Origin of the sequence: Frankia sp. Hr75.2, from assembly GCF_949319125.1 — a bacterium.
GTDB classification, from domain to species: domain Bacteria; phylum Actinomycetota; class Actinomycetes; order Frankiales; family Frankiaceae; genus Parafrankia; species Parafrankia soli.
Genome location: NZ_CASGGV010000319.1, coordinates 1 through 23857, shown reverse-complemented (window position 1 = coordinate 23857; position 23857 = coordinate 1). Strand labels below are relative to the sequence as shown.

General features: G+C 65.5%; 24 protein-coding genes and 5 pseudogenes. 19 read left to right on the top strand and 10 right to left on the bottom strand.

What is annotated here, in order from left to right; all coding sequences use genetic code 11:
* Window positions 1–7: 7 nt before the first annotated feature.
* From AC559T_RS28660 to AC559T_RS28625, 8 genes and pseudogenes are all read left to right on the top strand, one after another.
* Window positions 8–763: an enoyl-CoA hydratase/isomerase family protein gene (locus AC559T_RS28660; protein ID WP_498870704.1), complete on the top strand. Its 756-nt coding sequence runs from the start codon at window positions 8–10 to the stop codon at window positions 761–763.
* Window positions 764–794: 31 nt separating this feature from the next.
* Window positions 795–1634 carry a TIGR03619 family F420-dependent LLM class oxidoreductase gene (locus AC559T_RS28655; RefSeq protein ID WP_498870703.1) on the top strand — a complete coding sequence of 280 codons (840 nt, stop codon included), beginning with the start codon at window positions 795–797 and terminating at the stop codon, window positions 1632–1634.
* Window positions 1635–1717: 83 nt separating this feature from the next.
* Window positions 1718–2119 carry a 2Fe-2S iron-sulfur cluster-binding protein gene (locus AC559T_RS28650; protein WP_498870702.1) on the top strand — a complete coding sequence of 134 codons (402 nt, stop codon included), beginning with the start codon at window positions 1718–1720 and terminating at the stop codon, window positions 2117–2119.
* A complete protein-coding gene (locus AC559T_RS28645; RefSeq protein ID WP_498870701.1) occupies window positions 2112–2312 on the top strand; it encodes a hypothetical protein in 201 nt (66 codons plus the stop codon). The genes AC559T_RS28650 and AC559T_RS28645 overlap by 8 nt, the downstream gene beginning before the upstream one ends.
* A 27-nt stretch (window positions 2313–2339) precedes the next feature.
* Window positions 2340–3791: an aromatic ring-hydroxylating oxygenase subunit alpha gene (locus tag AC559T_RS28640; RefSeq protein WP_498870700.1), complete on the top strand. Its 1452-nt coding sequence runs from the start codon at window positions 2340–2342 to the stop codon at window positions 3789–3791.
* Window positions 3792–3992: 201 nt separating this feature from the next.
* Window positions 3993–4699, top strand: a pseudogene (locus tag AC559T_RS28635) (IS5 family transposase); the annotation flags it as partial.
* Between the two features lie 176 nt (window positions 4700–4875).
* The gene (locus AC559T_RS28630) at window positions 4876–6339 is read left to right on the top strand and encodes an FAD-dependent oxidoreductase (RefSeq protein ID WP_498870699.1); all 1464 of its coding nucleotides are present in this window, start codon (window positions 4876–4878) and stop codon (window positions 6337–6339) included.
* A 108-nt stretch (window positions 6340–6447) separates the two neighbouring features.
* A complete protein-coding gene (locus AC559T_RS28625) occupies window positions 6448–6855 on the top strand; it encodes a nuclear transport factor 2 family protein (protein WP_498870698.1) in 408 nt (135 codons plus the stop codon).
* A gap of 361 nt (window positions 6856–7216) precedes the next feature.
* Here AC559T_RS28625 and AC559T_RS28620 read toward each other — a convergent pair whose 3' ends face one another.
* The gene (locus AC559T_RS28620; protein ID WP_498870697.1) at window positions 7217–7393 is read right to left on the bottom strand and encodes a hypothetical protein; all 177 of its coding nucleotides are present in this window, start codon (window positions 7391–7393) and stop codon (window positions 7217–7219) included.
* A gap of 179 nt (window positions 7394–7572) precedes the next feature.
* On the opposite strand from AC559T_RS28620, the gene AC559T_RS28615 reads away from it, so the two are divergent.
* Window positions 7573–8181 (top strand): hypothetical protein, encoded by a 609-nt coding sequence (locus AC559T_RS28615; protein WP_498870696.1) that lies wholly within the window; start codon window positions 7573–7575, stop codon window positions 8179–8181.
* Between the two features lie 143 nt (window positions 8182–8324).
* A pseudogene (locus AC559T_RS28610) lies at window positions 8325–8609 on the top strand (IS1380 family transposase); the annotation flags it as partial.
* Here the strand turns inward: AC559T_RS28610 and AC559T_RS28605 are convergent.
* Window positions 8610–9119 carry a reverse transcriptase domain-containing protein gene (locus tag AC559T_RS28605; RefSeq protein WP_498870715.1) on the bottom strand — a complete coding sequence of 170 codons (510 nt, stop codon included), beginning with the start codon at window positions 9117–9119 and terminating at the stop codon, window positions 8610–8612. It abuts the pseudogene before it with no gap.
* Complete coding sequence (locus AC559T_RS28600) at window positions 9058–9468, bottom strand: hypothetical protein (RefSeq protein ID WP_498870718.1); 411 nt, start codon at window positions 9466–9468, stop codon at window positions 9058–9060. Before AC559T_RS28600 ends, AC559T_RS28605 begins: the two co-directional genes overlap by 62 nt.
* A gap of 238 nt (window positions 9469–9706) precedes the next feature.
* On the opposite strand from AC559T_RS28600, the gene AC559T_RS28595 reads away from it, so the two are divergent.
* Window positions 9707–10780, top strand: coding sequence for an IS110 family RNA-guided transposase (locus tag AC559T_RS28595; protein WP_498870695.1), 1074 nt, complete (start codon window positions 9707–9709; stop codon window positions 10778–10780).
* 596 nt (window positions 10781–11376) lie between these two features.
* Here AC559T_RS28595 and AC559T_RS28590 read toward each other — a convergent pair.
* The 7 genes and pseudogenes from AC559T_RS28590 to AC559T_RS28560 form a co-directional block, all read right to left on the bottom strand.
* Window positions 11377–11466: pseudogene (locus AC559T_RS28590) on the bottom strand (transposase); the annotation flags it as partial.
* A 42-nt stretch (window positions 11467–11508) separates the two neighbouring features.
* Window positions 11509–12576, bottom strand: coding sequence for a TIGR03617 family F420-dependent LLM class oxidoreductase (locus AC559T_RS28585; protein WP_498870694.1), 1068 nt, complete (start codon window positions 12574–12576; stop codon window positions 11509–11511).
* 140 nt (window positions 12577–12716) lie between these two features.
* A complete protein-coding gene (locus AC559T_RS28580) occupies window positions 12717–13004 on the bottom strand; it encodes a hypothetical protein (protein WP_498870693.1) in 288 nt (95 codons plus the stop codon).
* Window positions 13005–13006: 2 nt separating this feature from the next.
* Window positions 13007–13407, bottom strand: a pseudogene (locus AC559T_RS28575) (LLM class flavin-dependent oxidoreductase).
* Window positions 13379–14494 (bottom strand): ABC transporter permease, encoded by a 1116-nt coding sequence (locus AC559T_RS28570; protein WP_498870692.1) that lies wholly within the window; start codon window positions 14492–14494, stop codon window positions 13379–13381. Before AC559T_RS28570 ends, AC559T_RS28575 begins: the two are co-directional and overlap by 29 nt.
* Window positions 14491–16059 carry a sugar ABC transporter ATP-binding protein gene (locus AC559T_RS28565; RefSeq protein WP_498870691.1) on the bottom strand — a complete coding sequence of 523 codons (1569 nt, stop codon included), beginning with the start codon at window positions 16057–16059 and terminating at the stop codon, window positions 14491–14493. The genes AC559T_RS28570 and AC559T_RS28565 overlap by 4 nt, the downstream gene beginning before the upstream one ends.
* Window positions 16056–17066 (bottom strand): sugar ABC transporter substrate-binding protein, encoded by a 1011-nt coding sequence (locus AC559T_RS28560; protein ID WP_498870690.1) that lies wholly within the window; start codon window positions 17064–17066, stop codon window positions 16056–16058. Before AC559T_RS28560 ends, AC559T_RS28565 begins: the two co-directional genes overlap by 4 nt.
* On the opposite strand from AC559T_RS28560, the pseudogene AC559T_RS28555 reads away from it, so the two are divergent.
* From AC559T_RS28555 to AC559T_RS28520, 8 genes and pseudogenes are all read left to right on the top strand, one after another.
* Window positions 16981–17562, top strand: a pseudogene (locus tag AC559T_RS28555) (hypothetical protein); the annotation flags it as partial. The gene AC559T_RS28560 and the pseudogene AC559T_RS28555 sit on opposite strands and share 86 nt — an antisense overlap.
* A gap of 125 nt (window positions 17563–17687) precedes the next feature.
* Window positions 17688–18038, top strand: a complete 351-nt coding sequence (locus AC559T_RS28550; protein ID WP_498870689.1) for a transposase — start codon at window positions 17688–17690, stop codon at window positions 18036–18038.
* Window positions 18039–18674: 636 nt separating this feature from the next.
* Window positions 18675–20156 (top strand): FAD-dependent oxidoreductase, encoded by a 1482-nt coding sequence (locus tag AC559T_RS28545; RefSeq protein ID WP_498870688.1) that lies wholly within the window; start codon window positions 18675–18677, stop codon window positions 20154–20156.
* Window positions 20157–20214: 58 nt separating this feature from the next.
* Window positions 20215–20544, top strand: coding sequence for a DUF4286 family protein (locus AC559T_RS28540; protein ID WP_498870687.1), 330 nt, complete (start codon window positions 20215–20217; stop codon window positions 20542–20544).
* Window positions 20545–20643: 99 nt separating this feature from the next.
* Window positions 20644–20838, top strand: coding sequence for a ferredoxin (locus tag AC559T_RS28535; RefSeq protein WP_498870686.1), 195 nt, complete (start codon window positions 20644–20646; stop codon window positions 20836–20838).
* A gap of 47 nt (window positions 20839–20885) precedes the next feature.
* Window positions 20886–22082 carry a cytochrome P450 gene (locus AC559T_RS28530; protein WP_498870685.1) on the top strand — a complete coding sequence of 399 codons (1197 nt, stop codon included), beginning with the start codon at window positions 20886–20888 and terminating at the stop codon, window positions 22080–22082.
* 376 nt (window positions 22083–22458) lie between these two features.
* Complete coding sequence (locus AC559T_RS28525) at window positions 22459–23277, top strand: hypothetical protein (protein WP_498870684.1); 819 nt, start codon at window positions 22459–22461, stop codon at window positions 23275–23277.
* Window positions 23278–23327: 50 nt separating this feature from the next.
* Window positions 23328–23807 carry a YybH family protein gene (locus AC559T_RS28520; RefSeq protein ID WP_498870683.1) on the top strand — a complete coding sequence of 160 codons (480 nt, stop codon included), beginning with the start codon at window positions 23328–23330 and terminating at the stop codon, window positions 23805–23807.
* The last annotated feature ends 50 nt before the right edge of the window (window positions 23808–23857 follow it).

The following is a 23857-nucleotide window of genomic DNA, read 5'->3' as shown; positions in this document are numbered from 1 at the left end:
CAAGCCGATGAGCCTTGTCCTCGAGGAGATGCAGGGGCCGGTGCTCATACTGACCCTGAACAGACCGGAAAGGCTCAATGCCATCGTCCCGGAGCTGTTCGACGACCTGTCGGACGCCCTGGCAAGGGCCGCCGGGCAGGCCGGTGCGATCGTCGTGACCGGCGCCGGCCGTGGTTTCTGTGCCGGCGGCGACATCCGCGCACCAAAGTCAGACTACTCCCCGTCCTCACGTCGGATGCGTCGCTTCTACCATCCGGTGGTCCTGCAGCTCGACGCCCTCGACATTCCCTTCGTCGCGGCGGTGAACGGGCCTGCGCTGGGTGCGGGCTTGTCCCTGGCGGCCGCGGCCGACATCCGGGTGGCGTCGGAGAACGCGTTGTTTTCGGCCGGGTTCGCGCCGGTCGGCCTCTCGCCGGATACGGGCGCGACGTACCACCTGGTGCGCGTCCTGGGCTACACGCGAGCCTTCGAGCTCCTGCTCGGCGATGTGCGGCTGGATGCCGAGCAGGCTCACGACTGGGGCTTGGTCAACGAGGTCGTGCCGGCTTCCGAGCTCGTGGCGCACGCCGTGGCCCTCGCGACCCGCCTCGCAAACTTGCCGGGGGTGAGCGCGCCGGTGACCAAGAGGCTGCTGAAGGACTCCCACCGCCGTCATCTCGTCGAGCAGCTCGAGCTGGAGGCCCAGGCGTTCGACACGACGTCCGAGCACCCCGAGAGGGCGGCGGCCCGTGCGGCGATGGGTGATCGGATCGCCTCCCGGTGACGGTCGGCGCGAGGTTAGCGAGGAGTAGGGCATGAAGCTGGGATTCTTCGGGGCGAACGTCGGGGGGATGGTGTCCCGGCAGGCGGGCGTGCTGGCTGCGCATGCGGAAGAACTCGGCTACCAGTCGCTGTGGACGGGGGAGCATCTTGTACTGCCGAGCCCCCGGCAGCCCAAACCTTCTCTCGAGCCCGACTGGCCCATGGCCGACCCCCTGGTCACTCTCGGCTACCTCGCTGCCCACACCGAGCGGATCCAGCTGTGCACCGGGATCGTGGTGGCGACACTGCGGCAGCCGGTCCAGCTCGCCAAGGAGGCGGCGACCGTTGACGTCCTTTCCGACGGTCGCTTGGTCCTGGGCGTCGGTGTCGGCTACCTCGCCCTCGAGTACCAGGCCATGGGCGTTCCCATGGATCGTCGCCGGGCCCGGTTCCGGGAGCACCTCCATGCTCTGAAGGCGATGTGGACGATGAAGGAACCGGTCTTCCATGGGGACTTCGTGACGTTCGACGGCATCAACGCATATCCGCGTCCGCTCAGCCCCGAGGGGCCTCCGCTCGTCCTCGGGGGCGCAGGCACCACCGCGTTGCAGGATGCGGCCGAGCTTGGCTCGGGCTGGTACGGGTTCGGACACACCCCGGAGGAGGCGGCGAAGGCGCGAACGGTGATCTTCCGGCACGCGGAGCAGCTCGGCCGAGACCTGGCGGGCTTCGAGATTACGGTGACGCCGCGCGCACGGCTGTCCCCGGAGCTGATCGAGCAGTACCGGAAGGCCGGGGTGTCTCAGCTGGTCGTCACTGTGGAGGCGGACACCGTGGACGGGGTGCGGCGTCGACTCGACCGCAACGCCCCGGGCCAGCTCGGGTTGCTGTGATCGCGGATGGTCAGATTGACCTTCAGTGACCCTAGACACATGTCGGCCATTTTGCATATGATTTGGGTGTTGAGAGGAACAGTGTGCAGCAACTGGCTGGCCTCGCGGCGACGGTCACGGTTCGTCCGAAGAACATTACGTTCGGCGTCGCGCCCAGGCAGAGCGTTTACGAAGCCGCAGTCCAGAACGGTATCCGGTGGCCCACGACCTGCGAGGGGCTCGGAACCTGCCACTTGTGCTTCATGTCGGTGATCGAGGGGGCGGACCGGATCAATGCGGTGGAGCCGTTGGAGGCCGAAGGCCTGGCCGAGATCGTCGACACATCCCGGGAAGGCACCTTGCGGCTCGCCTGCCAGGTGCGCCCGGATGGCGACATCGTCGTGGTGAAGCGCGGGGTGCGGGAGCTGCCCGGACGCCCTCACTCCAAGTCTGATCCGACGGCACGGCAGCAGAGAGATCCATCGTCAGGAGCGGAAGATGAGTAAGAAGCTAGTCCAGCGCGGGACCAATATGGTCTTCACGCTTCTGCCTGACGGAAACGTCTCGGTCGAGAATCCGGAGACGGGGCAGAGTGGTGTCTTCACTCGGAACGGCAGTCGGGTCTCGGGAGAACTGAGGTACGCGGACCAGGTGATGCTCGACTACGTGGCGGGTGCGTACACCGGTCCGGAGAAGTAGTACCCAACCGAGAGGAGTGACGACGGCATGACGCAGGTTTCGGAGCCGACGTCCGATCACGGCGACGTCGAGGCCCTGATCGAGGCTAAGGTCGCCGGCCGATCCGGCAAGACGTACCAGCAGGTCATCCGCGAGGACGGGGACGAGATCCCGGACTTCATGCGGCCGTCCTGGCAGGACCTCGGCGACGAGGACATTCCGATCGACCGCTACACGTCGCGGGAGTTCCTCGAGCTCGAGGTGGAGCACGTGTGGCGCAAGGCCTGGCAGATGGTGTGCCGCGAGGAGGAGATCCCCGAACCCGGCGATCACATCGTCTACGAGATCGTCAACGACTCGTTCATCATCACACGCACCTTAGACGGGTCCATCAAGGCGTTGCAGAACGCCTGCCTGCACCGGGGACGCCGCCTCCGGGCGACGGACGGACGGGTGCCCGAGTTCCGCTGCCCGTTCCACGGGTGGGCATGGAACCTGGACGGCGACATCAAGCGCTTGCCCTGCAGTGAATGGGACTTCAAGCATGTCAACCCGGAGAAGTTCGCTCTTCCGGAGGCCAAGGTCGGCACCTGGGGCGGTTTCGTCTTCATCAACATGGATCCCGACTGCGAGCCGCTCGAGGAGTTCCTGGCTCCGATCCCGGATCACTTCAAGCACACCGGCTACGAGTCGCGGTTCAAGTCCGCCCATGTCGCCCAGGTCATTTCGGCTAACTGGAAGATCGCTCTCGAGGCGTTCATCGAAGCCTACCACCTGCCTCAGACCCACCCCCAGACGGCGCCGAGCATCCAGGACTACATGAGCCAGGTGGACCTGTTCGGCAAGAACGTCAATCGGGTCCTCTCGGCGCGCGGAGTCAGCAGCAGCACGCTCGGTGAGCTCGAGGAAGAGGACATCTACGAGAGCTACCTCGAGGCGCGCACGTTTTACGAGGAGCGCCTCGGGACCAACTCCCGCGATGTTCCCCGTGAGGTGCTCGAGGGCCTGCCTGAGGGGCAGACTGCTCGGCAGCGCATCGTCGAGACGATCCGTACCGAACTCGCGCCGCGTCTGGGGCTCGACCTGAGCTCGACGCCGGCCTACCAGCTGATGGACGCGGTCCAGTATTTCGTCTTCCCCAATTTCTTCCCGTGGGACTCCGGGATGACGAACATCTACTACCGGTTCCGGCCGAACGGCGAGGATCCCGACTCCTGCATTCTGGAGATCTTCTACCTGACGCCCGTGCCGGAAGGTGCACCGCGTCCCGAACCCGCCAAGATACACTGGCTCGAGCGCGACGGCGACTGGCTCGACGCCCCGGAGCTGGGCAGTCTCAGCGCAATTGTCAACCAGGACCGCATCAACATGCCGCAGATCCAGCGCGGTCTGAAGGCCTTGAAGCGCACCAAGCCCGGGATTACGCTTGCCTCCTACCAGGAGAGCCGGATCCGGCACTTCCACTCCCGGCTCATGGATTACATCGCCGACCGTCGCTGAACACCGCGGAACGGCCTTCGCCTCACCGAGGGGTCCGAGCGGTGGCTGGATCAGCTGCTTGGGTTCTGTCTGGCCCGACAGTCGTGTCGAACACTGTAAGTACCTGTCCTGAATCTGGTGGAGTGTGCTGGGTGTGGCCTGTTCCTGATCTTCTCGGTGTCGCTGGCCGCTCTGGCGGGGCGGGCTCGCCAGGGTCCGGACATGGCGCGATCGCACCGGTATCCATCGGATCTTTCTGACGAGGAGTGGGCCTACGTGTAGCCGCTCCCACCGGCGCCGAAGGGCAGCCGGCCCGGGAAGCACGATCGGCGCGACTTCGTGGACGCGATCCTCTACGTCTCGCACAACGGGGTCGTGTGGTGGGCGGTGCCAGCCGGACTTCCCGCCCTGGAAAACCGTCCACGGTTTCTTCGAACGGTGGAAGAACAAAGGCGTCACCCTCACGGTCCACGATGGGCTGCGAGACGAAGTCCGCCAGGCCGAGGGCCGTAGCACAGAACCGACCGCCGGGGTCGTCGACTCCCAGTCTGTGAAGGGTGCCCCGGCTGTGACGACCGCCCTGACCCGCGGCTATGACGCGGGAAGAAGGTCAATGGCCGCAAGCGGTTCATCGTCGTGGACACCCTCGGCCTGCTGCTGACCGTGCTGGTCGTCCCGGCCAGCCGCCAGGACCGCGACGGCGCCCGCCAACTGTTGGTCGGCCGCTACTTCACCACCCCGACCTGTCGTTTCCTGTTAGCCGACGGCGGGTTCGCCGGCCGGTTCGTCACCTGGGCCGCCAGCGTCGTGAAGACCACTGTCGAGATCGTCTGGAAGAAAGAAGCCAGAAGGTCTTCCGGCCGCTCTCGAAACGCTGGGTCGTGGAACGCACGCTGGCGTGGATCACCGCGCACCGCCGTCTCGTCCGTGACTACGAACACGACCCGGCCAGCTCCACAGCCTTCGTCCACTGGACCATGATCCGCACCGTGGCCCGTCTCCCACTGGACCCCAGGAAGACGACCGAGAGCTAAAGAACATCAAGATTCAGGACAGGTACTAAGTCACACCAACAGGTCGGTATGACCACGAGGAGGAGAACCTGATGGGCGAGCTCGGCAATGACGTGAAGGCGGCCAAGGACGTCGACGTGGTCGTCGTCGGATCGGGGATGGCCGGGATGGCGGCGGCGCTGGAAGCCGCCGGGGCTGGCGCTGATGTGCTTTTGGTCGATGGGGCGGGGATCCTCGGGGGTTCGAGCCGGCTCTCCAACGGGATCATGATGGCTGCGGGCACGAGCCTGCAACGGGCGAGCGGCCTCAACGACAATCCCGACGAGCTCTTCCAGGATTACATGCTGGCCAACCAGTGGAACGTGGTCCCCTCGCTGGTACGACGGCTCGTGGACGAACTGCCGGACACGTTCGAGTGGATCCAGGGCCTGGGCGTCAAGTTCGCGGACGAACTGATCCCGGCCGGGGAGGAGCGGGTGCCGCGCGGCCACGCCGTCGTCGGCCAGGGTCAGGGCATCGTCGACGTCCTTTCCAGCCATGTGAACAGGAACCCGAACATCGACGTCGCGCTCGGCCAGCGCGTCGACCGGTTGCTCGTGGAGGACGGGACGGTGGTCGGCGTCGCCGTGGGCGACGACGTCGTCCGGGCCGGAGCAGTGCTGCTCGCGACCGGCGGCTTCGCCGGCAATCCCGAACTGCACGGGAAGTACCTGCCGCTCGCGGCGGCCAACGACGCGGCGTGGTACATCGGCGGCGAGGTCCCTACCGCTGGCGACATCTTCAGGCTCGTCGAGCCGGTCAACGCCTACATCGACGGCGTCGACCGGGGCGGATGGGTGCTGTGTGCCGACTTCAACCACGATCCGCAGGCGTACCTGCCCGGCTGGCTCGTGCTGGTCAACCGGAGCGGACGACGGTTCATGGACGAGATGGCGCCCTACAGCGTCGTCGACCCCATCGTGCGGGCGCAGGGTAACCGGGTGTTCGCCGTCTTCGACCACGCGGCTAAGACGCGGGCGAATGCCGACAGCATCATGGCCGCGACCAAGGTCAACCTGGAAGGCGTGCTCCGGTCGCACTGGCTCGAGGAGGTTCTCGACGAACAGGTCGAGACCGGGAAGGTCAAGGTCGGGGCCACACTCGAGGAACTGGCCGAGAAGCTGGGCATCGAGTCGGGCAACCTCACCGGCACGATCGAGCGCTACAACCAGGACGCGCGGAACGGGCACGACTCGATATTCCTCAAAGAAGGCTCCTACATGGTCCCGATCGAGCAGGGGCCGTTCTACGGCTGTGAGCTGCGGCTGTCGCTCATCGCCCTGACGGCGTGCGGGCCGGCCATCGACTCGGAGTCGCGGGTGCTCGACAACGGTCAGAACCCCGTACCAGGCCTCTTCGCGGCCGGTGAGTGCACGGGCGGCACCATCGGAAGTCTTTACGTGGGCAGCGGAAACTCGATCTCCAACTGCCTCGTGTACGGCCGCATCGCGGGTCGAAATGCAGCCGCACTCGCCGCCGGGCCTGTCGCCTCCCTTTCGAACAGCCCGCACGCGTAAGTCGGAGCTACTGGTACCATCACCAGTCGAGGCAGGCGCTCCCCCAAAGACCGGCCTTCCGCCCTCGGTAGGACTTATGTTCCGCACCAACCTCGTCAAGGAGATGCCATGGCCAACGAGGCTCACAAGGATGCCGTCCGGACCTATTTCAAGGCGATGGGTGCCGGAGAGGTCGATCTTTTCCGATCCGTGATCACCGACGATTACGTCGCCATTGTGTGCGGAAAGAGCAAGATCTCCGGGACGCTGACCTACGACCAGGTGCTCGCCTTCGTCGGAGGAGTCCCGCAGATGACGAAGAACGGATTCAATTTCGAGATCGCGAGTCTGACGGCTGAGGACGACCGGGTCGTGTCCGAGTCGACCGGAAAGTCGACGCTCAGCAACGGCGCCGAGTACAACAACCAGTACACCCACCTCTTCCGCTTCCGGGATGGAAAGATCCGTGAGGTCAAGGAGTACATGGACACAACTTTAGCGGAGAAGGTGCTGCTTCCTGTCATTGTCCTCGAGTAGCGAGGCTCGATAGGCCCTGGCTTACATCCAGTCGGAGTCGATCGGGGCGTGCCTGGGCCTTGAACTCCGAGCGCGCCTCGCAGTAGTGGCCGATTCCCCCGGACAGGTCGTTCGTCGGGCGGTCCGAGCGAATCGAATCTTGATGCGGGGCAGTGCGTCCCGGTTGCTCCGGCGCGGGTCGACGCCGCGCTTCCGTCGCAATCATCGGGCCTTTCGGCGACAAACTGAGGGCTCCGGAGAGCCGCTGGTCTTATTCCACAAGACCGCGTCGTCATCTGAGGCGTACGAGCCGATCATGCGCGAGCTGGATGGTCACGTGCCGACTATCGAACTCGGGTGCAGTTCTCTTGAAGTGAGCTGATCAGGGCGGTATGTGATTGTTCGCGGACTGGCTGTGGTGGTTGCGGTGGCGTTCCTGGTCGAGATGGAACTTCCAGTAGTCCTCGAAGTCGCCGTTGGCGATGAGGGCGCGGAGGGCGCGGAGGGTGAGGATGCCTTCGGCGCCGTCGAGTCCCCATCTCGCGCCGGTGATGTCCATTCTGTCTTTGGCGAGGTGGCGGCAGGCGCACTCGATGACGCTGGTGGCGATCGGCCAGCCGGCCGCGAGGGCGGTGGCGTAGTCGAGGTGGGGGCCTTGGCGTTGAGGTAATCGGCCGCGGTGTCGGCGCCCTTGCGTTCGGTGGCGTTGTAGCCGTTGTAGCCGTTGTAGGACGCGCGGTGGTGGAGGCCGGTGGCGACGTCGGACGTCCTGCCGGCCAGGACCCGGCGGGCCTTGTCGGTGACCATGCCTCGGCGTCGGGGTCGCCGGTCTCGAAGAACGACCAGCCCGCCTTCCACAGGTATCCGAGCACGTGGATGAAGTCGATGACGATGTGGATCTCGACGCCGCAGCGTTCGGCCTCGATGGTGACGGCGTCGAGCTGGGAGTTGTTGCCGTCGACGAGCACGACCCAGGTGCGCAGGTGGTGCGGGTCGCGCCGCTCGGCCTCGCCGAAGCCGGCGGCGACCACGGTGGCGAGGTCGTCGGTGACCGAGGCGGTCAGCCACTTCCCGGTCGCTCTCGGCCCGTCCGCCGCGTACTGGCCGGGCGGGGGGCAGCACATCGGCCGGCGTGCGCGCGACCGGGACGGCGTCGTGCACCGCGGCCAGCTCCGCCATTCTTTTGCGGCCGTTCTTCTCCCCGGGCGAGAGCCGGGTGGCCAGCTTCTGCCTGGCCGCCGCGGCCTTCGCGGTCGCCGGGCGCAGCCCCTCGGGACGCATGACCACGCCCTTGCCGTCGAACTGCAGCACCAGCAGCCGCCCTTTCTCAGCGGCGCCGGGGCGTAGAAGCCGGCCACGTCGACCGACGCCGAACGGGCGAGCTCGACCAGCTGCCGCTTGCCGACCGTCACCCCGGTCGCCCGCGCCACCGCGGGCACCGCGTCGTTGAACGACCCCCGCGCCGCCTCCACCGAGACCAGCCGGCGCAGCCCGTGCGAGTGCACCTCACCCGGTTGATGCCCATCCGCGCGGACTCGGCGGGCGGCACGCACGCCTTCGTCCAGTGGCTGCACCGCCGCCGGCTGGGCTGCTCGGTCGGGTTCACCCTGCCCGACGACACCGCCGAGCTGACCGGCCTGATGGACCTGTCCGGCTGGCCGCCCGGGATACGGGTCATCGCCCGCAAGGAAAGGCCCCACCCCGGCGCCCAGCTGCGCATCACCGACGTCGACGGCAACCGGATCACCGCGTTCGCCACGAACACGCCCCGCGGCCTATACCCAAGGAACGTGAACGCCGTGTGCTCGTGAGAGCCCAGCCGGTTGTCGTCCTTGCAGTACACCACCCTTGTCTTGCCTGGGTGCAGCCGAAGGCCGACCTCCTCCATCCTGGCAGCAAGAGCGGTTAAGGACGTCTTCGGCCTGCCGTCTGGTCGCGCAGTGCACCACCGCGTCGTCCGCGTAACGCTCGAACCGCACGGACGGGAACTCCCGCGCCATGAACAGGTCAAACGCGTAGTACAGGAAAAGGTTAGCCAGCACCGGTGAGACCGCGGATCCCTGGGGAGTTCCGCGGTCCCTTGCCACGATAGTTCCGTCTGACAGTTGCAGCGGTGCGGCGAGCCATCGCCGCACATACAGGAGTATCCATTTCTGGTCGGTGTTGACCTCCACCGCCTTCATGATCAGGGGGTGGTCCATGGAGTCGAAGAAAGCCTGGATATCAACATCGACGACCCAGTTCCTCGACTGGCACCGCTCCCGGCAGACCGCGACCGCGTCCAGCGCGGAACGGCCAGGCCGATACCCATACGAGTCGGAATGGAAAATCGACTCGGTCCGGGGGGTTAATGCCAAGCGCCGCCACTGTCTGCGCGATTCTGTCCGTGACAGTGGGCACTCCAAGGACGCGTTTACCCTCACCATGCGGTTTTGGTATCTCCACCGCCAGGGCCGGCGGGGGGAAATAGCTGCCCGACGACATCCGGTTCCAGATCCTGTAAAGGTTACTCTTCAGGTCCTTCTCAAAATCGGCAACCGAGCAGCTGTCCACACCGGCGGCACCCTTGTTCGCCGCGACCCGCCTATACGCCTCCCATACCAGCCCCTTCGGAATATCGAACGACTTCTCCACCAGACCTGACAGTGAGGATGATGACGAGCCCCGCACCGGTCGGTCTGACCCAAGACCTGACTGACTTCGGGTCCTTAACGGGATCTGTCGACCGTCGCGGTGCGGGGCTCGTGTGCACTCACCGGTCGGGCGGGTGACCTCATAGGAGCCTGGCCAGAGGCCCCTTCACTGTCTTGTCCGTCGCCCGGCTGGTGCGTGCCGCCCCTGTCGATCGAGGCGAAGGGACAGCTGTTCCACGATGACACAGCACCAGCAGGCGGTCGAGGTCACCGGTGGCGTCGACACCCACAAAGACAGCCATACCGCGGCGGCGCTCGACAGCGCCGGGCGGCTGCTCGGGTCGGCGCAGTTCCCGGCGACCGCAGCCGGCTACGGCCAGCTGCTCGACTGGCTGCGCGGCTTCGGCCCGCTGGTGCGGGTCGGGGTCGAGGGGACCGGCGCCTACGGGGCCGGCCTGGCCCGTCACCTGACCGCGGCCGGTGTCACGGTGGTCGAGATCGACCGGCCCGACCGCAAGACCCGGCGCTGGCAGGGCAAGTCCGACCCGGTCGACGCAGAGGCGGCCGCCCGCGCGACGCTCGCGGGCCGGCGGACCGGCATCCCGAAGGACCGCGACGGCGAGGTCGAGGCGCTGCGGTCGCTGCGGGTCGCCCGCCGCGGCGGGGTCACCCACCACGCCGACGTGATCAGGCAGATGAAAGCGCTGGTCGTGACCGCACCCGAACCGGTGCGCGCCGAGCTGTCCGCCCTGGCCAACGCCCGCCTGGTCGCCGTCTGCGCCGAGGCCGACGTCCCGGCCGCACGGGCCGGGGATCCCGCGGTCGCGGTCCGTCTGGCGCTGCGCAGCCTGGCCCGGCGTGTCCAGCAGCTGTCCACCGAGATCAGGGAACTCGACAAGGTCATCAACCGGCTTGTCCGTGCGATCGCCCCGAAACTGGTCGCGGTGAACGGTGTCGGCCCGGACGTCGCCGGCCAGCTCCTCGTGTCCGCCGGCGACAATCCCGACCGGCTGCGCTCCGAGGCCGCGTTCGCGATGCTCTGCGGCGTCGCCCCGCTGCCCGCCTCGTCGGGCCGGACCCAGCGCCACCGGCTCAACCGCGGCGGGGACCGGCAGGCCAACGCCGCGCTTTACCGCGTCGTGCTCTGCCGGCTGCGCTGGGACCCGGCCACCCGGGCCTACGTCGAACGCCGCACCACCGAAGGCAAGTCCAAGAAAGAGATCATCCGCTGCCTCAAGCGTTACGTGGCACGGGAGATCTACACGATCCTCGCTGCCCCCAACACCCAAAAAGATCTTCCTGTGGCCGCTTGACATCCATAGGAGCATCCCGGCCGGCCGGCTCATCCCAGGACACCCCCGGTTGACCGGACAGACAAGCCACAGATGACCCGGCCGCTTCGCTCCGCTCCCATTACAGAAGCCTCATCACTACTACCAGCCGGTCCGCCAGCGAACACCGCAACGGTACTCAGTGCCTCACGGTTTCTGCCGCCCGGCACGCTCCCTCTCGCCGGACAATTGTCCGGCGGTGTCGGTGTCCGCCTTCCCACGTTCCGCACGGAAGCCGCAGACCGGGCTCGCGCCGCCTTCACACCGGGCACCACCTGGCCAGTAAACGAGTATCCGCCAGGCCCAGTCCCGGAGCTACTGGGTTGCCCCGGTTTCGATGCCTTTTCTTGGTCTCGACGCGTCATCAGCGGTTCGCTCACGCTCGCCTTCCCGGTCCCCACCTGACGCGTCAAGCGCCTTTTCCTCGTCGCTCACCACGACGGTCATCAACCAACGCAGCACGAGGTGGTTTTGGCATCTCCCCCCGCAGGGCGACGCCGAAGGGCCATCAACCCTTCATCTCCCGCACAGCACCGCAACGGATCCCTCCGCTACTCGAAGGTCCGTCACGTTCGTGGCGCACCCCAGCTGCCGAGTGTCCCTTCGTTGATACCGAGATCTTTCGCCACCGCTGATACCGGCCGACCGGAATCGATGACGAGCTTCACAGCCTCGTCCTTGTACTAGAGCGGGGATCACCTTAGACTATCTCAGTTCTTGTCACCTTGTCCCATTGCGACAGAACCGGGATCTGCGGTGACCGCCCGCATACCGGCCGCCATGTCATCCCACAACTCCTTCGTGGTCGGGTACGGTGTCATCGCGCTGACACGGTCGGATGTGCCTGCGTACCGATCGGCCATCGCTTGTGCGACGTGTCTGGGCTCGGCGATGACAGCGAATGCATGGAGCATCGCATCGTCGACGAGCCGGCCCATCTCCTCGTGCTCGCCAGCTCTCAGCAGGGCGACCCACTGCTCGTGGATATGCCCCCAGCCGTGGTGGTCGAAGATCCTCCGGTACTGACGTGTCGCGCCGAGGAACGCGATCCGCGAACGCACCTGGAGGTCCGCCGATCGGAGCTCCTTCTCGTCACGTCCGGTCACGACCAGGACGGGAGCGACCGTCTGGAAGGGACGGTGGAGCGGGGCGGCCCGATTCTGCAGACCACGTGTCCACGAAGGGCGCAGGACCGAAGTCAGGTAATCGGGTGTCAGCAAGGAATGCAGCACGATGCCCTCGGCCACCTCGCCGGCGACCCTGACCATCCCCTCCCCCACGGCACCCATGAAGACCGAGGGAGGTCCCACCGCCGAGGGACGCGGGACGAAGTAGTCGGGCATCTTGTCGATCGTGTAGAACTTCCCGCGGTAGTCAAGTTTCTCGCCGTCGTTCCAACAACGCCAGATCGCCTTGACCGCGCAGATGTAGTCGCGCAGCCTCGATCCGGGAGGGTCGAACGGCATCGAGAAGCGTCGCGTCACGTGACCGCGCATCTGTGTACCCAGGCCGAGGACGAAACGTCCCCCCGATGCGAGCTGCAGATCATGGCCCAGCTGTGCCGCGATCATGGGGCTGCGCGCGAAGGCCACCGCCACCCCGGTGCCGATCTCGACCGTCGTGGTGTGGAGTGCGCCGATCGCCAGGGGCAGGAACGAGTCGTGCTCCGCCTCCCGGACCCAGATCGCTTGGTAGCCGTACCGCTCGAACGTCGCGAACTCGTCGGGCACGCGATGTAAGTCGTCGATGCTCTGCTGGTAGTGGTAGTCGAACTTCATCGTTCCGTCCTGTTCCGAACTCACGCGCCGTCAGGCGCATCATCTGAGCACCAGGTCCCGCTCAGACCAAACATCATGATCGGCCTGCCTTACCCGGGAGCCGCGGTGACATCCGGTCCCGCAGAAATAATCGACACGTGTCAGCAGATCCCCAACCGGCTCGGCACGTTGGACTCCAGACGGCGACGGACACCGTTCACCGCGTCCGTCTCGACCGAGACGACCAGTTGGTCGACGCTGGCCGCCTCGTACTCTTTCGCCAGCTCGGCAGTCAGACGTACGCGGGGAGTCACCGTGATCCGGAAGCCCGTCCTGTCCTTGCCGATGGCGTCGGCGTGCCGGATCATCAGGGCCCGCGTCTGCGCCATGTCGGCAGGAGTGTGCCCGAAATCGCACCACCCCGTGCCCAGCTCGACTGCGTCCGTCAACGCTACGGGCGTGTTGCCGCCCAGTACCAAGGGTGGGCCGCCGGGCTGCACCAGACGGGATACGCGTCGATCCCGTCGAAGGAGACGAATTCGCCATGGAGCTGGGGATCCTTCACCGCCCACAGTGCCCGGACTGCCGCCAGATGCTCGCGGAACCGGGCTCTCCGCCGCTCCATGGGGACACCAGTAGCCCGGAACTCTGCGGCAAGGTAGCCGAGACTCCGAGGACCAGCCGGCCGCCCGAGAGCACGTCGACCGTGGCCGCCTCTTTGGCGAGCTGGACAGGATTACGCTGGGTGAGCACCAGGATGCCCGTGTACAGCTCTAGGCGCTCGGTATAGGCGGCCCTAGAAGGCTTCGCCCGCCCAAGCCTTCTAGTGGCCGGCGACTGGTGCCGTTCCATCACGTTGCGATTCCGGGTGCGGGCCGGCTCCCCTCGCAGTATGGTTGGCTGTACCGATCACATCCAGCGTTCCCGCAGCGGAACCAGAGTCGCCCGCGGACTCCGGAATTCGGGCGCTGACGGCTTTCCGGCGACGGGTGGCCGCATTCTTCTGCCGCCAAACGGCGAAGGCCACCGCGGCGACAAGAGCCACGCCATTGAACATCTCGCTCAGCCACTGCACGCTGGTGACCAATTGAAGTCCACGCACGCCGGTCGCGAGGACGTACACGGCGATGACGGCGCCCCACACGTTGAACCGCCCGGGCTTGAGCTGTGTCGATCCAAGAAAAGCGGCAGCGTACGCCGGCAGCAGCAGGGCCCCGCCAAAGGTGAGTGATGGACCATTCAACGATGAGTAGAGGACGCCGGCGATGCCGGAGATTCCTCCGGCACAGATGAAGGACAGCCACACCCACTTGCCCACTCGAACCCCGGACAACCGCGCCGCTTCGGCATTGCCACCCACGGCATACAGGTAGCGGCCCGCAGGCGTGAACTCGAGCAGCCACCAAACCACCGCGGCGAGAACAATCAGATAGAGCACAACGATCTGGAATCCGAAGATGTCGCGCTGGGCCAGTTGCAACCACGGCTGTGAGATCGGCGACAATGGCTGACTCTGGTTCGTGACAATGACTTGTACGGCGCCGACGATCGTCGCGGTCGCGAGCGTCGCGATGAAGGAACTTATATTGAGTACCACGACGAGCAGGCCATTCACCGCCCCGATCACGACTCCGATGAGTACCGAGATGATGATCGACGCCCACATCCCGTAGTGATGGTTCGTCTGGAGGACGGCGACCGTGACCGCTGACAGGTTGATTGTCGCCCCGACGGAGAGATCAAAGACCCCTGCGGCGAGGGGCACTAACACCGCAATACCAAGCATGGCAACGATGGCCTGGGAAGATGCGATCGAATGCGCCGTGTCCATCGTCAGGAATAGGCCCGCATTCCAGACTCCGAAGACGACGATGAACAGGGCCCACAGATACAGCCCACTGAACCTATCGAAGCCAAAGGTCAGTCGCCGAGGGATCATCGCGCCACCACTTCACCTTCCGCGCCGAGGCATTCCCGGGCGATATTTGCGACCGTCAACCTCGGGCCACTCAACTCACTGACGATGTGTCCATTGCGTAGCACCAAGACTCGACCACACAGAGCAGCAAGTTCATCGACGTCGGACGAGCTCACGAGCACGCCCGCGCCATTCTCGGCGGCATCGAGCAGCTGCCTATGAAGTTGCGCCTTCGCCCCGATGTCCACCCCCTGGGTCGGCTCGTCGAGAAGGAAGATGGTCGGCCGGCGCCGCAACCACTTGCCGAAAAGAACCTTCTGTTGATTGCCGCCACTAAACGTCAGTAGGCGTTCATCCACCGCATCGGCCGGCCTCACGGTGAGCTGCTCGAACCAACCCTGCGTCTCTCTCCGCTCGGCGCGCTTGCGCATCCACAAGCCGCGCCAGAACGGCGAGAGGTCGGATAGGCAGAGGTTCTCGCGCGCGGACAGTTCCAATATGCCGCTCAGGGTCTTGCGGTCAGGCGGCAAGTACGCCATGCCCTGACTGATCGCCAGGTCGGGGCGACGGGCGCGTAACAGTGCACCGCCTACCCGGACCGTACCGCCGTCACGCTCAGTTGCCCCGAAGATCGCTCCGAGGATCGAGTCCCGTCCGGAGCCTGTGGTCCCCGCGATTCCGACAACCTCACCAGGCGCCACCGTGAAACGCACCCGATCGACCGGTCCGGCAGACAGATCCGCGACCTCGAGCACAGGTTCTTGATCGTGCCGCTGCTTGAGGTGGTCGGCCGCCACGCGCACGTCGTCGAACTCCGTGCCGACGAGCAGATTGACCAACCGCTTGCGATCCAAGCTGGTGGTGGGTTCCGTCGTGATCTTGTGACCGTCTCGCAACACGGTGACCCGACGCGCAACTTGGAAGACTTCGTCGAGCCGGTGCGTCACGTACAGCACAGCCAGCCCGTTGAGTGCGACCTGCCGGATGGTTTGAAGCAGATCCTGGACCTCGTTGTCTGGCAGTGTTGCGGTCGGCTCGTCGACGACCAGCAGTTTGGCCTCGTTCGAGCGATCCCTGCGTAGCGCCCGCGCTACGGCAACACCTGTCTTCATCGCAGGAGTCAACATGCCTACCAAGACGGACGGATCGAGGTCGCAGAGGCCCGCCTTGGCTAGGTCAGCCTCTGCCTCCCGCAGCGCTTCGCGACGGCGCACCGTGCCGAACCGGGATGGGAAGCCGCCGTTCATGCACAGGTTGTCGAGCACCGACGAGGAGTCGATCAGCCCTAAATCCTGGTGCACGAAACGGCAACCGAGCGTATAGGCGGAGTCCGGGGAGCCGAAGTGCAGAGGTTTTCCGTCGATACGGACCTCGCTCCCGGGGTCCGGCGTGTGGTATCCCGAAAGAATCTTGATGAATGTCGACTTGCCGGAACCGTTCTCGCCGAGAACCGCGTGTACCTCGCCGCGTTCGATCTTGAGATCCACTCCGCTGAGCGCAGTCACACCGGCGAAGGTCTTACGCAAAGCCTTGGCCTCCAGAACCGGGGGAGTCACCTCGCCCGGTTCTGCGTACGTCAACGTCATCCCACGTGCCACAGTTTCTTGAGTTGCTCCGCGTAATCCGCGGGCTTGTCGTACGAGTCGGACGGGGTGAATGAGACGTCCTTCGTCAGCAGCTGCTGCGGCAAGCCTCCGTCACCATCGGGGTCGAACTGCATGCCTTGCATGTGCCGCAGAACCATGTCGAGCATGATCCATGCACTGTAGTTCAAGGCGGTCGGGGTCCAGGCGTGTTCCTGGCCCGTCTTGACGTTGGCGAGGTCTTCAGCCGATGCGCCTTCTCCAGCAATTTTGATCTTGCCGCTGAGACCTGCCGCGGACAGAGCCGACGTCAGCCCGGCAATGAACGGTCCGTTGGCGGTAACCACGTACTGGATACTCGGGTCTTTCTGCAACGCCGCGACGATGGTTTGTGGCACCTGTCCGCCGAGCACCTGGGGGATGGTGTTGTTCAACAGGGTGATCTTGCACTTCGGACAATTCTGCTTGACCGTGGTCTCGACGCCGGTGTTGAAGTCGTGGACGATCGGATAGTCGTTCACGGTCTCCAGCAGGATGTGCGCCTGGCCCTTGGAGTCGGCGACGACCCAGTTGCCGATGTACTGCCCGCTCTGCTCGCTGTCCTTGGCTGCCCCGGCCTGGCCAATGAGCGTGTCGTCGTACTTCTGCTGACCGAGGAACGCCGTCACGATCACCGTGCCGGCCGCCTTGTACGCAGGCAACACGGTCTGCCACGTCGCCAGTGGAATCGCTGACACGCCGACGGCAGTTGGCTTGAAGTTCAGTGCCTGCTTGAGCGCGGACACCAACGTCGCGGGGTCGGCGGACTTATAGGAGATCTCCTGGTAGTGCCAGCCGACGGCGGCAGTCGCCTGCTTGAGGGCGTTGGCCTGGATCTGGCACTGGCTGAGGTCACACTTCATCCAGACGAGCGTCTTGCCGGCGATGGGCTTCGCCTTCAACGGCTCCCTCAGCGGGATGACCGTCGGCGCTTGCTTGTTCCTCGCCGTGGCCGCCTCTGCCGCAGCCACGCCACTGTCATCCGAGCTCGCGCCTGAGGAGACGACATCATTCGACGAAGTACTCCGGGCATTGGTCCCGCTACTGGAGCACGCTGACAGTGCCACAGCCGCCGCCGCTAAGGCAGCCACCGCAACCCTGTATCCCGACTTCACTATCACCCTCCTGCTTTCCACCTTGCGCTACCCCTTTGGCACTGAGCGACACGGCGATCGGACCGCACACGAACGGCGGTGCCGTGAGCCGCTATCCGGCCTTGGCGCCGCCCGGCGTGAGTCGGGTCACATGAGCACTGTAGGAGTAGGCACTCTTATCGTCAATAGTGCATGCAATTTTTGGTTGCGCCACCTCGCATACTCGCTGGGAGTGAAGGGCTTTGCCTGCCGGCGGGCGAAGAACGACGTCCGCGACGCCGCGGATCTCGCGGACCTGCTCCGCATGGGCCGCCTGCCTGAAGCGTGGGCCACTCCATCGCCTATCCGTGAACTATGCGATACCGTCCGTCACCACGCGGCGCTCGTCGCGATCCGTTCGGTGTGCAAGGCACAGATCCACGCGGTCCTCGCCAAGAACGGTGTCGTGGTACCCATGACCGACCTGTTCGGTCTGCTGGGACCGACCTGCTCGGCCAGGTGCGGCTACCGAGTCCGTTCCACACCCGCATCACGAGCCTGCGCCGGATCATCGACCTGCTCGACTTCGAGATCGACGCGACCGCCGGTCAGCTCGCTGGCCGGCTCGCGCGAGATCCGGGCTACCAGGCGCTGTTCACCCTTCCCGGGACCGGAAAGACTCTCGCCGCGGTGTTCCTCGCCGAGATCGGAGACATCACCCGCTTCCCCACCCCTGGCCACCTGACCAGCTGGGCCGGTCTCGCTCCACGGCACCGCAAATCTGACACCACCGTGCACCGTGGTCACATCACCAAACAGGGCTCGACATTGTCCGCCTTCACGGCGTCACCAAAATCAAGAGACTGTTGAACACATCGCGCGCGACCGTACCCGAGCCCTCCCGACGACCGCTACCTAGAGTGACCAATCGGGGCCAAGGGTGACTTGTGCGGGGCCCTGGGTCTGCGGCACGGCTCGCGACAGACAGCGGATGCCCCTTGCGTGTACCCAGTCTGTCATGCAAAGTTGTGCGCTAACCATTCTCGGGGTCAGTGCTCATGGAGGAGGCGTCTGGTGGTCTCTCCGTCAGCGCTGACGTGTCAGAAAATCTATGGAGGTCACCGGGCACATCCCCTGGATCTCTGGTCCGGCCGTATGTGACGGACACCCGCACCCTTGGCGACCTGGCCGAACACCCCACGAAGAGTGCGCCCACGTCGATGCTTGGTCGAAGCGTGGGCCTCGCTGGTCAACGTGGAGCGGCGGTGGGTTTCACGGTGCAGAAGGTGTGCAGGCTGTTTTGACTCGACTCTCAGGTCCCGCCGGTTCGAAGCCCGGCGGGCCGGCGCCCGGGATCAAGTCACCAAGCCGGAGATGCAGCCGGGCCCACGACGGAGCCGTACCCGAAGCCAGGCTTCATGCCGAGGTCCAGGCGGACGGCCCCCGTCCGGATGAGTCCGACCGCCATCCAACGTCTTGTAGAGAACGGTTTGACGAGGAGAGAACGTGGACAACGTCGACCAGGAGGTGGCAAGCGCCGTCGATTTCGATGTGATCGTCGTCGGATCAGGGATGGCGGGCATGTCGGCCGCGCTGGAGGCTTCGGACAACGGTGCGAACGTGTTGCTGGTTGAGAGCGATACCGTTCTCGGCGGCAATAGTCGCTTCTCGAGCGGCATCATGATGGCCACGGGCACCAGCCTGCAGCGGGCGAACGGCCTGGACGACCACCCCGACGACTTGTTCCAGGATTATCTGCTGGCCAATCATTGGGATGTGAAGCCGTCGGTGGTTCGCCGCCTGGCCGACGAGCTCCCGGGCACCTTCGAGTGGATCCACGGTCTGGGTGTCGAGTTCGCCGAGCAGCTCATTCCATCCGGCGAGGAACGGGTGCCGCGCGGCCACGCCGCCGTCGGGAAGGGCCACGACATCATTACGGTGCTGACACGGCATCTGCGCAGGCGGCCGAACGTCGACATCGTCCTGAGCCGGCGGGTGGACCGTCTGGTGGTCGAGGCCGGGCGGGTCCGCGGGGTGGCTGTGGGCGACGACGTCGTGCGCGCCACAACGGTGGTGCTCGCGACGGGCGGTTTCGCAGGCAACCCGGACCTCTTCGAGCGCTACCTGCCACTGGCGGCCGCGAACGACAAGGCGTGGTACATCACCAACGAGATCAGCCCGACGGCCGGGGACATCTTCAGGCTTGTGGAGCCGGTCGACGCCTATATCGAAGGGGTTGACCGGGGCGGATGGGTGCTCTGTACAGATTTCGACCGCGAGCGGCAGGCGTACCTGCCGGGCTGGTTGGTGGTGGTGAACACGAGCGGCCGACGCTTCATGGACGAGATGTCGCCCTACAGCGTGGTAGATCCCATCGTGCGCGCCCAGGGCAACCGGGTCTTCGCCATCTTCGACGACGCGGCGAAGCGGGCGTCGAACCCGAGCAGCATCAGGGCGGCCACCAAGATCAACCTGAACGTGTCGCGGTCCCACTTCCTCGAGGAGGTCATCGACGAGCAGATCGGGACCGGCAAGGTCCAGGTCGGCGACACGGTCGAGGACCTGGCCGAGAAGCTCGGGATCCCGCCGGCGAATCTGGCAGGAACCCTCGATCGGTACAACGAGGATGCCCACCGCAAGCACGACTCGCTGTTCCTCAAGAACGGCGAGCAGATGCGTCCCCTCGAGCAAGCGCCCTTCTACGGCTGTGAGATGCGGTTGTCGCTGATCGCCCTCACCGCCTGCGGTCCGGCGATCGATGCGGAGGCGCGGGTGCTTCGCGGCGACCAGCAACCGGTGCCGGGTCTGTTCGCGGCCGGGGAGTGCGCGGGCGGAGTCATCGGCAAGATCTACATCGGAAGCGGGAACTCGATTGCGAACTGCCTGGTTTACGGGCGGATCGCCGGCCGCAACGCGGCCGCTGCCCGCCACCGGACCGTGCCGTCTGATGCGGGTCCGGAGGTGCCATCGGCCACGGTCACCGCGTGATGCGGTCCGGACACGCCCTTTCAAGCGACCGGCAATACTGAGAGAGGACTGAATCGAAGTGGCAAAGGGAATCCTCTACGTCGAGACGAAACCTGTTGCGCCGGAGCGCGAGGCGGAGTACCACGCCTGGTATGACGAGGTCCACCTGCCCGAAGTGGTGGCGCTGGAAGGTTTCACCGCGGCCCGCAGGCTGAGTCCGGTCGATGACAACGGGCCTTTCGTCGCAATCTACGACATCGAGGCCGACGACCTCCAGGCCGTGGTGGACAATCTTTTTGCCACGGTCGCGGCCGGTCGTCTGCACATGGCGGACGTCCTGCAGACGGATCCGCCGCCCACCCTCCGCCTGCTTCGGCTGACCAGCGAGCGCGCGCCGAGGCGGACCTGATTGCCGCGCTCGCGAGCTGTGATGCCGGCACTGCGTAGGTGTGGGCGACGCGCGGGCCTCACTTCCTACCTCTCTCAACCGTTATCGAAGGATATTCCCATGACCGGTGCGCACATCGACACCGACATCTGCGGAGGCCACGGGCTGTGCGCCAGTATCGCGCCCGACCTCTTCGAAGTGAACGAGTCGGGCCTGGGTGTCGTCCGAATGCCGGATATCCCGCCCGAGCTGGTGCCGGATCTGGAGGGCGCCATCGCGTCGTGTCCCGCAGCCGCGATCTCGCGAATCGATTGAGTGCCCCCACGACCCTGCCCGCCACGAGACGACAAGAAAGCGAATATATGACCGACGACCGCAAGCAGACCAACCAGTTCCTGCTCGACAACACCGACCCGGAGCTGCGGCACCACCTTGTCGAGACGTTAGTCGAGATGCAACGGAAGTGCCCAGTCGCCTGGAGTCCCGCAGCAGGTGGGTTCTGGGCGCTGAGCAAGTACGACGATGTCGTCCAGGCCTCCCAGGATTGGCAGACCTTCTCCACGGCGAAAGGCATCACGATACCACCCACTGGTCGATCCAACCGAGCTATCCCACTCGAGGTGGATCCGCCGGAGCACGCGGACTTCAGGCGACTACTCCAGCCCTCCTTCACCCCCAAAGCGATACAGAAATGGGAGGACGGCATCCGGGCGATCGTCGAGGAGTGCTTCGCGCCGCTAGTCGCGCGGGGGCACGGAGACGTCGCCGCCGAGGTGGCGAAACCTGTTCCGGTCAAGGCCCTGTGCCTGGTACTCGGCATCACCTCGGACTGGCAGAAGATCACGGATATCGGCGAGCGCTACTTGTCGGGCGCCGCCGACTTCGAGCACCCGGAACGTGTCCGCGCCGCAGGCAAGGAGATGGAGGATTTCCTCGGACGCGAAGTCGAGATGCGTCGCGGCAAGCCGGTCGAGGACCTGCTGGGCTACTTGATCAACGGCGAGGTCGGTGGGAAGCCCCTCGATCCGATCGATCAGCTGGGCATGGTCACGACGATGATCATCGCCGGTCACGAGACGACAGTGAACGCCATCGGCTCGCTGGTCCACCAGTTCATAACCGTGCCGGGCTTGCGCGAGAAGCTGCTCGCTGACCGATCCTTGATCGGTCCGGCCATCGACGAATCCCTTCGGCTGCACTCACCCGTCTGGCAGCTCTCGCGGACGGTCGTACAGGACACCGAGGTCCGTGATGTTCCCCTGTGTCCGGGGGAAAGGGTGATGCTTGTCTACGGCGCTGCCAATCAGGATCCGGACAAGTTCCCCAACCCGGAGACGTTCGACGCCAGCCGGCCCAATGGCACGCAGCACGTCACGTTCGGTAGCGGCCGGCATCGGTGTTTGGGGGAGGCGCTGGCGAAGCTCGAGTTGAGGTTGGTACTGGAATACGTGCTCGACCACGTCCCGGACATCCAGCCCGACGGCGACGCCGTCTGGGGCGGTCAGATCATCTCCCACGGTGTCACGGCGCTGCCAGTCACTCTGCCCTCACGGTCGTAGGACCGTGCGGGCGAGCCGGAACTGGGCCCCGGCGCCGACACCGATTCGGCAGAGCCGGGCTTCATCTATGTCCTGAGTCGTCGTGGAGCGACCCTCGCCGGCGGCCGGTACGGCCTGCAGACAATGTGCGAGGCCGGAGGCATGGCCAATGCGACGGTTCTCGAGCGAATCTGAAGAAGTACAAGACGATGGTCCTTGACCAGCGATCACCGTCAGCCGAATCGAGCCGGCCGCGGGCGCGATCCGCTGACAGGTTCCGAGACCACCGGGGCAGCATCCGAGTCAGCTCCGGGGTGTCTGCCGACGACTGCCATGCCCACGAGCGGCGCCGATGCGGCCCGGGCGTGGCAACGATCATGAGCAAAGGAGGAGTTCTGTGACGTGGGACCGTCCGATTTACGGGATCAGCGCGGGTTCACAGCTGGCAGCTGAGATCTCGCTGGGTCTGTTCACGCTGGTGGCTCTGGGGTACTGCGTGTGGCTGGCGCGCCGGGACCGCAAGGTCTGGCCGTTGATGGTGTGGGCGGGCGGGGCACCGATGGCGTTATGGGAGCCGATGCAGAACATCGTGACCCACGTCGTCTACCCGGAGATTGACCAGCACACGGCCTTCGAGATCTACGACCGCCCGATGCCCATCTACCTGGTGCTCGTCTACATGTGCTACTTCGGGATCTGGGTACCGCTGCTGATGAAGAAGTTCGAAGACTACGTGAGCGTGCGGCAGGTGATGAGGTACTACTTCATCACCGTTGCGTTCGCCGCGGCGTTCGAACCGGTCCCGGTCAGCGGCTTCAAGTGGTGGCAGTACTACGGCAGCAGCCAGCCGCTCAAGTTCTTCGGCATCCCCATCTGGTGGTTCTTTGTCAACGCGATGGTCATCGTCGGTGTCGCAGTCATCTTCACGGTCCTTCGCCGTCGCGTGTTGACCGCCGACTGGCAGTCCGTGGTCTTCATCCCGGGCGGGCTCTTCGTCTGCGGCGGGCTTCACCTCAGCGCCGGTATCCCCGTCTACGCCGCCATCGGCAGCGGTCTGAGCAGCGCTACCACCATCCCGCTGTCCCTGGTGAGCTGTGGGCTGGCCATCGTCTGGGTGTACCTCCTGGCCCGGCTCGCCACCACCCCGACGCCCGCCCGGGACCTGACCGGAACGTTCGACAGCGCCGTCCGCGCCGAGCGTGTCGCGCCTGCGTAGTCGCGGGCTGCACGAATCCACTACGGCATGGAACTCTGGAAGGTACGAGAATGATCAAAGACGATATCAAGTCCGCCCAGGAGATCCGCGAGCGGCTCGAGGAAAAGGCTCGTGCCTACGCTGCCTGCGACGTCGACCGAGTGATGGACCTGTACGAGAACTCCCCCACCGTCAGCGTCTTCGACCCCGGCCCGCCCGATGAGTACCAGGGCTACGAGGCCGTGACCCAGACCATCGGCAACTTCATCCTCGGCGCCGAGACGATGGAGCTGACCTACCAGGGCGACCGTGCAGAGGCTTGCGGCGACCTGGGCACAGCCTGGAGTTTGGTGCGCATCAAGACCAGGCTCAAGAACGGCGTCAACGTCGACATCATCTGCCGGCAGACCAACATCTGGCGCCGGTCCAACGGTGTCTGGCGAGTCATCCACGAGCACAACTCGGTGACGATGAGCCCCGAGCAGGCCGACGCCCTGTTCAGCCAGGACCCGGAACTGGCCGCGACACTGGGCAAGAACGCCGCCCCCTGAGCCGTCCCGTCTCGCCGCGGGGGGGGGCCCGCCGGGCCCCCCCCCCGCGG